This window comes from Salinivibrio kushneri (assembly GCF_027286325.1).
Classification (GTDB): Bacteria; Pseudomonadota; Gammaproteobacteria; order Enterobacterales; family Vibrionaceae; genus Salinivibrio; species Salinivibrio kushneri_A.
This window is the reverse complement of the sequence record NZ_CP114588.1, coordinates 268,170-280,070: the sequence shown is the minus strand read 5'-3', so window position 1 is coordinate 280,070 and position 11,901 is coordinate 268,170. Positions and strand designations below refer to the sequence as shown.

Below are 11,901 nucleotides of genomic sequence, written 5' to 3'. Positions count from 1 at the left end.
TAGGGCGCGATGGCCTCCTCTTGCCTAGGTGAGATGCAGGTGCTGGGCAGTGCTCCCCATCGGGCGCAAAAACACGGTTGACACCCTGCGACCGCACCCGTAATGTTAAAACTGTTCATGCGGTCACCGACCCATGACTGAACATGCAGAAGAGGTGCATTTCTCAGGCAGTTATCAGGCGGAGCCCCACTCCTAAGCGTGATAACCAGGGGAGACAATGCCGAGGTGGCGTACGATCGGGGTCGATACGCTGCCGGCCTTGAAGGCTGAATCCTTCAGGCTGTCACTTGTCATCCATATGGAAAGACAGGTGGAGCGCTTCTGGCAGACTACACCTGCCGTTTGCTCTTCCTATCCTTGTCGCGGTATTTATCGCGGTCACGATGTGACTTCTGATGTTCCCCATCATTTTTAATTTATTGACTCTGCTAGCCAGAGAGGGGAAAGGACGTGAGGCCATTACCATCAATTTCAGTCGCTAAGTTTGGCGGCACCAGTGTCGGAACGCTAGAGGCGATGCAGCAAAGCGCCACGGTTATCGAACAAAACCCGCAAACCCGTTTAATCGTGATCAGTGCGTGCGCCGGTGTGACCAACCACTTGGTCGCGCTGGCAAAAGGGATTAGCGACCCTGACGTGCGCCAAGCCAAGTTGGACGCCATTCATGCCATTCACCAAGCCATATTGCAGCAACTTCCTGATTGCCAAAACACGCAAGCAGCCGTCGAACACTGGCATCTCGCCATTGCCGAGTATGCCGAAAAAGCGGCCATCACCCCTGACATAGCGTTAACGGATGCGTTAGTTGCCTGCGGCGAGCTGATCTCGACCCATATTTTCACCCATTTGCTCAACAGCCGAGGTATAACCGCTTTGAGAAAAGATGCGCGTGAATTGCTGCGCACCGACAGCCAGTTTGGCTGTGCCCAGCCTGACCCACAGCACACGCGCACACAGTGCCACGACCAATTGCTCCCGCATTTGTCCACACATCGAGTGGTCACCCAAGGGTTTATCGGCGCCGATGCCCACGGACAAACCACCACCTTAGGTCGTGGTGGTAGTGACTACAGTGCCGCACTGTTCGCCGAAGCCGTGGACGCAGAGAGTTTGGCCATTTGGACCGATGTGCCCGGGATTTATACCACTGACCCGCGAATTGCCGACCAAGCACGCCCAATCAGTGAAATTAGTTTTAGCGAAGCCTCAGAAATGGCGACGTTTGGTGCCAAAATCCTCCACCCATCCACCTTATTACCCGCGGTACGACAACATATACCGGTGTTTGTCGGGGCCGCGAGCGCGCCTGAGCAAGGTGGCACCTGGATCCGTGAGCACGCACATTCGGCACCGCTGTTTCGTGCCGTCGCCTTACGAAGGAATCAAACCATGGTGACGCTGACCAGCTTGAATATGTTCCATGCTTATGGTTTTTTGGCCAAAGTGTTTGAGATTTTGGCACGATTTGAAATCTCGGTAGATTTAATCACCACCTCAGAAGTCAGTGTTTCTCTGACTTTAGATCAGACCAACACCCAAGGGGATGCGCCGCAGCTGCCGGAAGCAGCTATCGCCGAGCTGACCCAGTTATGTCATGTCGAGATCTGCGAGAACCTGGCGGTAGTGGCACTGATTGGCAACGAGATGAATCATACCGCTGGCGCAACCGCGCCTGTGTTCAGTGCCTTAACGCAATATAAACTGCGCATGATTTGCTACGGTGCCAGTAATCACAATATCTGTGTGGTGGTTGAAGATGACGATGCCACCCAGGTAGTGCAGCAGTTACACGCGGACTTATTTGAATAATAAAAAAGCCAGCACAGCCAATGTGCTGGCTTCTTTCGTTAGCCGTTTAAGTTCGGCCCGAGCCATTTTTCCGCTTCTTCGCTGCTCCATCCTTTGCGTTCTGCATAGCTGTCTCGCTGATCGTTTTGGATCTTCGCCACCGCAAAGTAACGTGACTCAGGGTGGGAAAAATACCAACCTGAGACCGACGCCCCCGGCCACATCGCGTAGCTTTCCGTGAGCGTCATCCCCGTATGCGCTTCTACCGACAGCAATTGCCAAATTTTGCCTTTCTCACTGTGTTCAGGACAGGCGGCATAACCCGGCGCTGGTCGGATCCCTTGGTATTGCTCACGGATCAGGGCGTCGTTATCTAGCGTCTCATCGGGTGCATAGCCCCACAATGTGATCCGAATTTGCTGATGGAGGTATTCTGCAAAGGCTTCTGCGAGTCGATCCGCCACCGCTTGGATCATGATCGCGTTATAATCATCCCCTTTCGCTTTGTACTCTTCCGCCAAGGCATATTCGCCAATACCGCCTGTCACTGCAAATGCGCCAATCCAATCCGGCTGGCCACTGCTTTTTGGCGCAATAAAGTCCGACAAGCAATAGTTGGCACCACGTGGCTTTTTCGTTTGCTGGCGCAAGTGATTCAATATCGTGCTCACCGCTTGCCGTGACGAGTCGGTATACACTTCAATGTCATCATCCACGCTGTTGGCAGGAAAGAGGCCACACACCCCTTTTGCCGCCACTAATCCTTCCGCCTCGAAGCGATCGAGCCAAGCATTGGCGTCTTGATACAAGCGACGGGCTTCTTCCCCCACCAGTTCGTGATCCAAAATCGCGGGGAATTTGCCACTGAGTGACCACGTCATAAAGAAGGGTGTCCAGTCGATATACTGACGTAAGGTCGCTATCGAAACATCATCGTAAACTTGGACGCCCGGCTTCAATGGCTGCGGAGGCGCATAATTTGCCCAGTCCGTTTGCCACTTATTGTCGCGCGCCTGTTCAAGGGTGACGGGGGCAGTTCGAGGCGTTTTGCGTTGATGTTGCTCGCGCACCGCCGCATAGTCTTTGGCTAAACGCGCCACAAAATCGGGTCGCTGCGTCTCGGATAATAACGATGAGCATACCCCAACCGCACGCGACGCGTTGGGCACATAGACCACAGGCGCATGGTAATGCTGCTCAATTTTCACTGCGGTATGGGCTTTGGACGTGGTCGCACCGCCAATCAGCAGAGGAATATCAAACCCTTGACGTTCCATCTCTTTCGCCACGTTCACCATCTCATCTAACGATGGGGTGATCAGACCCGATAAACCAATAATGTCGACGTTTTCTTCTCGAGCCACCGACAGGATTTTATCGGTCGGCACCATCACACCGAGATCAATAATCTCAAAGTTATTGCACTGCAGCACCACGCCAACAATGTTTTTGCCAATGTCATGCACATCCCCTTTGACCGTGGCGAGTAAGATCTTGCCATTGGTCTGCCCTTGCTGCTTTTCAGCGTTGATGTAAGGCTCAAGGTAGGCCACCGCCTGCTTCATCACCCGTGCCGACTTCACCACTTGTGGCAGGAACATCTTGCCTTCACCAAACAAGTCCCCGACCACGTTCATGCCTGCCATCAACGGGCCTTCAATGACTTCCAGGGGTTTACTCGCCGCCGCGCGGGCCAGCTCGGTATCTTCAACAATAAATTCTGTAATGCCTTTAACCAATGCATGTTCCAGCCGCTTTTCCACTGGCCAGCTGCGCCACTCCGCGGTTTCCGTGACCTCGTTCTCTCCGCTATCGCGATAGCTGTCGGCGATCTCTAATAAACGCTCCGTGGCGCCATCATCTTTGTTGAGCACCACATCTTCTACTGCCAAGCGCAGCGATTCAGGCAAATCATCATAGATGGCTAACTGACCGGCGTTGACAATCCCCATGTCCATGCCATTTTTAATGCAGTGATACAAAAACACTGCATGAATGGCCTCACGGACTGGGTTGTTTCCTCGAAACGAAAACGACACATTTGAGACGCCGCCCGAGATCATGGCATGCGGTAAAGTTTGCTTGATATCAGCCACGGCGTTGATAAAGTCGACCGCGTAGTTATTGTGCTCATCAATGCCGGTGGCAACCGCAAAAATATTAGGGTCGAAAATAATGTCTTCCGGCGGAAAACCGACGTGATCGACCAAAAGATGATAGGCGCGCGTACAGATTTCCACTTTCCGCGCTTGGGTATCGGCCTGGCCCTGCTCATCAAACGCCATCACAATCACCGCTGCACCATAGCGACGGACTAAACGTGCTTGGTGAAGAAAGGCTTCTTCTCCTTCTTTGAGCGAAATAGAGTTGACGATGCCTTTCCCTTGAATGCACTTAAGGCCGGCTTCAATCACCTCCCATTTGGAGGAGTCAATCATCACAGGCACACGGGCGATATCCGGCTCGGCCGCGCAAAGATTGAGAAATCGCACCATGGCCTTTTCGGCATCCAACATACCCTCATCCATATTGATATCGATGATTTGGGCGCCGTTTTCCACTTGCTGTAATGCCACTTCAAGCGCTTCGTCATATTGCTCTTCAACGATTAAGCGTTTAAAGCGTGCTGAGCCGGTCACATTGGTGCGCTCACCCACATTAACGAACAAGCTATCGGCATCAATCGTCAGTGGCTCTAACCCAGACAAGCGACTTGCCACAGAGTGATCAGGAAGAGAGCGAGGCGCATGTTGCGTCACCGCTTCGCTAATCGCTTGAATATGTTCAGGCGTAGTGCCACAACAGCCACCGACCAAGTTGATAAAGCCAGATGCCGCCCACTCATCAATGTGTGTCGCCATCTCTTCAGGAGAGAGGTCATATTCGCCAAAGGCGTTGGGTAACCCCGCGTTAGGGTGGACAGAGACAAAGCCCTCGCAAATGTCGCTCAGCTCTTTGACGTACTGGCGCAGTTCAGCCGGCCCGAGCGCACAGTTCAAGCCAAAAGACAGTGGCTCAACATGACGCAACGAGTGATAAAAAGCGGCGGTGGTTTGCCCTGATAAGGTGCGTCCTGACGCATCAGTGATGGTGCCGGAGATCATAATGGGTAGGCGAAAACCGCGGGCATCAAAGACCTTCTCAACCGCAAACGCACAGGCTTTGGCATTCAAAGTATCAAAGATGGTCTCCAACATGATGATATCAGCACCGCCCTCAATGAGCGCTTCAGTGGACTCGGCATACACGTCGACTAACTGGTCAAAGCTGACATTGCGAAAGCCTGGGTCATTCACGTCCGGTGAGATCGAACACGTTCGGTTAGTGGGCCCTAACACACCCGCGACAAAGCGGGGTTTGTCCGGCGTTTTCGCCGTCCACGCATCAGCAACCTCACGCGCAAGCCGAGCGGCCACTAAGTTGATTTCCGCACTCAGCGCCTGCATGTCGTAATCGGCCATCGCGATTTGGGTGGCGTTAAAGGTATTGGTTTCAATAATATCCGCGCCCGCAGCCAGATAATCACTATGTAACGCAGCGATTTTATCGGGCTGAGTCAGCACCAAAAGGTCATTGTTACCCTTTACATCACAGTGCCAATCTTTAAAACGTGCGCCACGATAGTCGGCCTCATTGAGCCCTAGTCCCTGAATCATGGTGCCCATGCCACCATCGATTACCAAAATACGTTCGCGCAGTTGCTGTGTCAGTCGGTCCATACTTTTACGCTTATCATCTTCCTCGTTGCAGTCATTTCATCCTACCACAGCGAAAATGGAAATCTAGACGTCTATAAATAACAATTTCTTTTGATCTATTTCAATTTAGCTGTTCGTTTTGAAAGCGATTTCCATTAATATTTCGACACAATTTTTCATTCCCTCGTTGCACTAGGAAGCGGCATGTCAACCTACGCAATCCTCAGCTTTATGGCTGCTGCAGCCATCTTTATCGCTTTTATTAATAGTAAAATCAGTCGAGTACAAACCACTATCGCCATCACCGCCAGCTCGCTCCTGCTGTCTCTGCTGATAGTGATCGCCGGTCAATACCAAGCCATTCCACTAAAAGCCATGGCCGAGCAAATACTAACAGATGTCCACTTTGATACTTTTTTACTAAAAGGCGTCCTTGGCTTTTTGCTTTTCGCGGGGGGAATTGGCGTCAAGCTTCCCTCTTTCTCCGACCAAAAGTGGGAGATCACAACCCTGGTGATCGGCGGGCTATTGATCTCTGTGTTGTTAATCGGCACCGGCATCTGGGGCGTGTTTCAACTGATTGGCATCCCCTTTGATTATCTCTACTGCCTGCTATTTGGCGCGCTGATCTCGCCGACCGATCCCATTGCTGTTCTCGCCATTGTGAAAAAACTGCAAGCACCGATGCGGATCACTACACAAATAGAGGGAGAATCGCTATTTAATGATGGCGTGGGTATCGTGATCTTTGTGACTCTTTTTACCCTGGCCTTTGGCGACAACAACCCGACGGTGGGCGGTACCATTGCCTTGTTTTTACAAGAAGCCGTTGGCGGGATTTTATATGGCCTGGTGCTTGGCTATCTTTTCCATCGCTTGATTTGTGCCACCAACGACCACTCGATGGAATTGCTATTAACGCTGGCCATACCCAGCGCTGGCTATGTGCTGGCCGATATGCTGCATGTCTCTGGCCCGCTGGCAATGGTCGTCTCCGGGATCATGATTGGCAACTGGACCCGCTTTATTGGTTTTTCCAAAGAAAGTGAAGATCACCTCGACCACTTCTGGGAGTTGGTCGATGAATTCCTTAACAGCCTACTCTTTCTCCTCATCGGGGTGAGTTTGTTGCAAATCAGCTTCCACAAAGAAGACTGGATCATTATGGCGGCCGTGATTCCTATTGTACTTCTGGCTCGTTTTATTAGCGTGAAAATGTGCTACCTCGGTTTTAACCGTTTTCGCACTTATAACCCTTGGGCCGTGCGTATATTAAGCTGGGGAGGATTACGCGGTGGCCTAGCACTGGCGATGGCGATGGCTGTCCCTTCTGGCATCATGGTGGTGCCAGAAAAAAATATTGATGTGCGCGAGCTCATCCTCATCATGACCTACGCGGTGGTGGTGTTTTCCATTTTAGTGCAAGGCTCAACCATGACAGGCATGGTTGATAAAGCAAATACGGCACAAGACGAAATGGATAAACATCAAACCTAAACCCACACAACTCCCTAATCAAAAGGCGCCCGCGAGCGCCTTTTTTATTCATCAAGGGTAAAGTTAGACGCTGAGAACGCATCCAAGTCAAAGGGCGTTTGCTGGTAGACACAATAGTTTAGCCAGTTGGCAAACAATAAATGGCCATGGCTACGCCAACTGACATACGGCGGCTGCGAGGGGTCATCATCCGGGTAATAGTTAAGGGGGACCGCTGGCTCCATCCCTTCTTCTAAATCCCGATGATATTCATGGTGCAAGGTATGAGAGTCATACTCTGGGTGACCGGTGACAAACACATTGCGCTTATTTTTCGTCGCCGCCAGATAGGTACCCGCCTCATGGGACGTGGCTAAGATATCGAGATCGGTATGCTCTGCAAGGTAGTTAGGAGAAAAATCCGCATAGCGCGAGTGGGGGGCTAAGAAACTATCATCAAAGCCGCGTAATAGCGGATGTTTGCATAAGTCAGCATTAATGTGGTGACGGTAAACCCCGGATAGCTTCTCTTTGCGGGTTTTCTTGGGTAAATCATACAGCAGCTTTAACCCTGCTTGCGCGGCCCAACAAATATATAAGGTTGAGGTGACGTGCTTATGCGCCCAATTCATCACATCTTGAAGGTGTTCCCAATATATCACGTCCTCAAACTGTACCAGTCCTAACGGTGCCCCGGTTACGATCAAACCATCAAAGTTACGTGTTCGTACCGTCTCAAATTGGCGATAGAAGGTATCAAGATGCTCGGTCGGTGTGTTCTTGCTTGGTCGGTTATCTATCCGTAGAAGCTCAACATCCACTTGCAAAGGACTGTTAGAGAGTAGACGCATAAATTGCGTTTCTGTCTCAATTTTTTTTGGCATCAGGTTGAGCAGCAGTACCTTCAGCGGGCGGATGTTTTGACTCACCGCACGGGTTTCTGTCATCACAAAGATATTTTCACGCCGCAGAATATTGGTCGCGGGGAGTTGATCCGGGATTTTAATCGGCATCACTGCCTCCTAGGGATGTTTAGACGTCCAGATATCTACTAACATAACCCAGTCACTGATTGAGCTCAAGCAGTAATCACTCTTAGGCCAACGTTGCTTTAAGCATAGGAGAAGACAATATTGATAAGAAAGACAGAAACGAAAAAAGCCCCCCGCGAATGCGGAGGGCTTCGAAAAAGCTCTTGGCAGTGACCTACTCTCACATGGGGAGACCCCACACTACCATCGGCGCAGCAACGTTTCACTTCTGAGTTCGGCATGGGTTCAGGTGGTGCCGTTACGCTATGGCCGCCAAGAAAATGCTGGTGCTGATAGGCAGATTTGAACTGCCGACCTCACCCTTACCAAGGGTGCGCTCTACCAACTGAGCTATATCAGCGAAAACGCGTTATCAAAGTCTTACTTCAATCTGCTTTGATAATTAAATTTCTACTAATTAAAGTCTTACACTTCGCTGCTTTAATTAGGTTATCTTATTTGATGCGATGAGGATGTTGAATCGAGACGCGCAGTGTATGCCAATACATGAGCATCGCAGATATCAACAGCATCGAGCTATCAATAAGATGAGCCGTTTTTGCCTTCAGATTTTTCAAAAAATCTGAAAACAAGAAAGCAAGCCTGGCGATGTCCTACTCTCACATGGGGAGACCCCACACTACCATCGGCGCTGCTTCGTTTCACTACTGAGTTCGGCATGGGGTCAGGTGGGTCCAAAGCGCTATGGTCGCCAAGCAAAATTTTGTCTGGAACAAAATTTAACGCACTTTAGTGCGGCCCGTCAGGGTCAAATACAAGGATGTATTTGATAAATTCGTTCCTAAATCTAGAAAGCTGTTCGTTCTCGCCACAATCAACTGGCTTATTTTAAGTCCAACCCAAAACCTCTTGGGTGTTGTATGGTTAAGCCTCACGGGCAATTAGTACAGGTTAGCTCAACGCCTCACAGCGCTTACACACCCTGCCTATCAACGTCGTCGTCTACGACAACCCTTTAGAGAGCTCGAAGCTCTAGGGATGACTCATCTCGGGGCCAGCTTCGCGCTTAGATGCTTTCAGCGCTTATCTGTGCCGAACTTAGCTACCGGGCAATGCGTCTGGCGACACAACCCGAACACCAGCGGTTCGTCCACTCCGGTCCTCTCGTACTAGGAGCAGCTCCCCTCAATCATCCAACGCCCACGGCAGATAGGGACCGAACTGTCTCACGACGTTCTAAACCCAGCTCGCGTACCACTTTAAATGGCGAACAGCCATACCCTTGGGACCGACTTCAGCCCCAGGATGTGATGAGCCGACATCGAGGTGCCAAACACCGCCGTCGATATGAACTCTTGGGCGGTATCAGCCTGTTATCCCCGGAGTACCTTTTATCCGTTGAGCGATGGCCCTTCCATTCAGAACCACCGGATCACTATGACCTACTTTCGTACCTGCTCGAGCCGTCACTCTCGCAGTTAAGCGGGCTTATGCCATTGCACTAACCTCACGATGTCCGACCGTGATTAGCCCACCTTCGTGCTCCTCCGTTACGCTTTGGGAGGAGACCGCCCCAGTCAAACTACCCACCAGGCACTGTCCTCACCCCAGATAATGGGGCTAAGTTAGAACATCAAACATACAAGGGTGGTATTTCAAGGATGGCTCCACAGCAACTGGCGTCGCCGCTTCAAAGCCTCCCACCTATCCTACACATGTAGGCTCAATGTTCAGTGCCAAGCTGTAGTAAAGGTTCACGGGGTCTTTCCGTCTAGCCGCGGGTACACAGCATCTTCACTGCGATTTCAATTTCACTGAGTCTCGGGTGGAGACAGCGTGGCCATCATTACGCCATTCGTGCAGGTCGGAACTTACCCGACAAGGAATTTCGCTACCTTAGGACCGTTATAGTTACGGCCGCCGTTTACCGGGGCTTCAATCAATGGCTTCTCTTGCGATAACCACATCAATTAACCTTCCGGCACCGGGCAGGCGTCACACCGTATACGTCATCTTTCGATTTTGCACAGTGCTGTGTTTTTAATAAACAGTTGCAGCCACCTGGTATCTGCGACTGCCCATAGCTCCATCCGCAAGGGACTTCACCGCGGGCAGCGTACCTTCTCCCGAAGTTACGGTACCATTTTGCCTAGTTCCTTCACCCGAGTTCTCTCAAGCGCCTTGGTATTCTCTACCCGACCACCTGTGTCGGTTTGGAGTACGGTTCCTACTTACCTGAAGCTTAGAGGCTTTTCCCGGAAGCATGGCATCAATGACTTCACCACCTTGGTGGCTCGACATCGTGTCTCGGCCTTGATTTCCCGGATTTGCCTAAGAAATCAGCCTACGCACTTGAACCTGGACAACCATCGCCAGGCCCACCTAGCCTTCTCCGTCCCCCCATCGCAGTAAGCAGCAGTACGGGAATATTAACCCGTTTCCCATCGACTACGCCTTTCGGCCTCGCCTTAGGGGCCGACTTACCCTGCCCCGATTAACGTTGGACAGGAACCCTTGGTCTTCCGGCGAGGAGGTTTTTCACCCCCTTTATCGTTACTCATGTCAGCATTCGCACTTGTGATACCTCCAGCATGCCTCTCAGCACACCTTCAACAGCTTACACAACGCTCCCCTACCCAATATCCATAAGGACATTGCCGCAGCTTCGGTGTATCGCTTAGCCCCGTTACATCTTCCGCGCAGGCCGACTCGACCAGTGAGCTATTACGCTTTCTTTAAATGATGGCTGCTTCTAAGCCAACATCCTGGCTGTCTGAGCCTTCCCACATCGTTTCCCACTTAGCGATAACTTTGGGACCTTAGCTGGCGGTCTGGGTTGTTTCCCTCTCCACGACGGACGTTAGCACCCGCCGTGTGTCTCCCGGATAGTACTTACTGGTATTCGGAGTTTGCAAAGGGTTGGTAAGTCGGGATGACCCCCTAGCCTTAACAGTGCTCTACCCCCAGTAGTATTCGTCCGAGGCGCTACCTAAATAGCTTTCGGGGAGAACCAGCTATCTCCGAGTTTGATTGGCCTTTCACCCCTAGCCACAGGTCATCTCCTAACTTTTCAACGTTAGTGAGTTCGGTCCTCCAGTTGATGTTACTCAACCTTCAACCTGCCCATGGCTAGATCACTCGGTTTCGGGTCTAATGCAAGCAACTCGACGCCCAGTTAAGACTCGGTTTCCCTACGGCTCCCCTATGCGGTTAACCTTGCTACTTACATTAAGTCGCTGACCCATTATACAAAAGGTACGCGGTCACCCCACTAGGAGGCTCCCACTGCTTGTACGTAGACGGTTTCAGGTTCTATTTCACTCCCCTCACAGGGGTTCTTTTCGCCTTTCCCTCACGGTACTGGTTCACTATCGGTCAGTCAGGAGTATTTAGCCTTGGAGGATGGTCCCCCCATGTTCAGACAAGATATCACGTGTCCCGTCCTACTCGTTTTCACGTCTAAGGCGCCGTCGGTTACGGGGCTATCACCCTTTATTGCCAGGTTTTCCAACCTGTTCACCTAACGCCTAAGCCGCTTAAGGGCTGCTCCGGGTTCGCTCGCCGCTACTGCCGGAATCTCAATTGATTTCTTTTCCTTCGGGTACTTAGATGTTTCAGTTCCCCGAGTTCGCCTCTTAGCGCTATGTATTCACGCTAAGATACCTGCTTATGCAGGTGGGTTTCCCCATTCGGACATCGATGGCTCAAATGCTTCTTACCAGCTCACCATCGCTTTTCGCAGGTTAGTACGTCCTTCATCGCCTCTGACTGCCAAGGCATCCACCGTCTACGCTTAATCACTTAACCATACAACCCCAAGAGGTCTTTTTGCTCGATCTTTCTCTTTTATACGTCCTCTTGCTCACCGTTTGCTTGGTCACGTAACACGTTACGCTCCCAGCGACAAACGCCTCGCGCGAGATTGTCTAAAAAAGAAATCTACGTCG

General features: G+C 51.3%; 4 protein-coding genes, 1 tRNA gene, 3 rRNA genes and 1 riboswitch. Of the genes, 2 read left to right on the top strand and 6 right to left on the bottom strand.

Annotated elements, in window-relative coordinates:
• Positions 1-141: 141 nt before the first annotated feature.
• A riboswitch (Lysine riboswitch) is annotated at positions 142-329 on the top strand.
• Between the two features lie 187 nt (positions 330-516).
• A complete protein-coding gene (gene lysC / locus N8M53_RS01435) occupies positions 517-1,809 on the top strand; it encodes a lysine-sensitive aspartokinase 3 (RefSeq protein ID WP_269579958.1) in 1,293 nt (430 codons plus the stop codon).
• Positions 1,810-1,847: 38 nt separating this feature from the next.
• On the opposite strand, the gene metH is transcribed toward lysC, so the two are convergent.
• Complete coding sequence (metH, locus tag N8M53_RS01430) at positions 1,848-5,507, bottom strand: methionine synthase (RefSeq protein WP_269579213.1); 3,660 nt, start codon at positions 5,505-5,507, stop codon at positions 1,848-1,850.
• A 183-nt stretch (positions 5,508-5,690) separates the two neighbouring features.
• Between metH and N8M53_RS01425 the strand changes: the two genes are divergently transcribed.
• Positions 5,691-6,983, top strand: coding sequence for a cation:proton antiporter (locus N8M53_RS01425; protein ID WP_269579212.1), 1,293 nt, complete (start codon positions 5,691-5,693; stop codon positions 6,981-6,983).
• Positions 6,984-7,027: 44 nt separating this feature from the next.
• Here N8M53_RS01425 and metA read toward each other — a convergent pair whose 3' ends face one another.
• From metA to N8M53_RS01400, 5 genes are all read right to left on the bottom strand, one after another.
• Positions 7,028-7,975, bottom strand: a complete 948-nt coding sequence (gene metA / locus N8M53_RS01420; protein ID WP_269579211.1) for a homoserine O-acetyltransferase MetA — start codon at positions 7,973-7,975, stop codon at positions 7,028-7,030.
• 180 nt (positions 7,976-8,155) lie between these two features.
• Positions 8,156-8,271 (bottom strand): 5S ribosomal RNA (gene rrf / locus N8M53_RS01415).
• A gap of 7 nt (positions 8,272-8,278) precedes the next feature.
• A tRNA-Thr gene (locus tag N8M53_RS01410) sits at positions 8,279-8,354 on the bottom strand.
• A gap of 240 nt (positions 8,355-8,594) precedes the next feature.
• A 5S ribosomal RNA gene (gene rrf / locus N8M53_RS01405) occupies positions 8,595-8,710 on the bottom strand.
• 164 nt (positions 8,711-8,874) lie between these two features.
• Positions 8,875-11,761: ribosomal RNA gene (locus N8M53_RS01400) — 23S ribosomal RNA — on the bottom strand.
• Positions 11,762-11,901 lie beyond the last annotated feature (140 nt).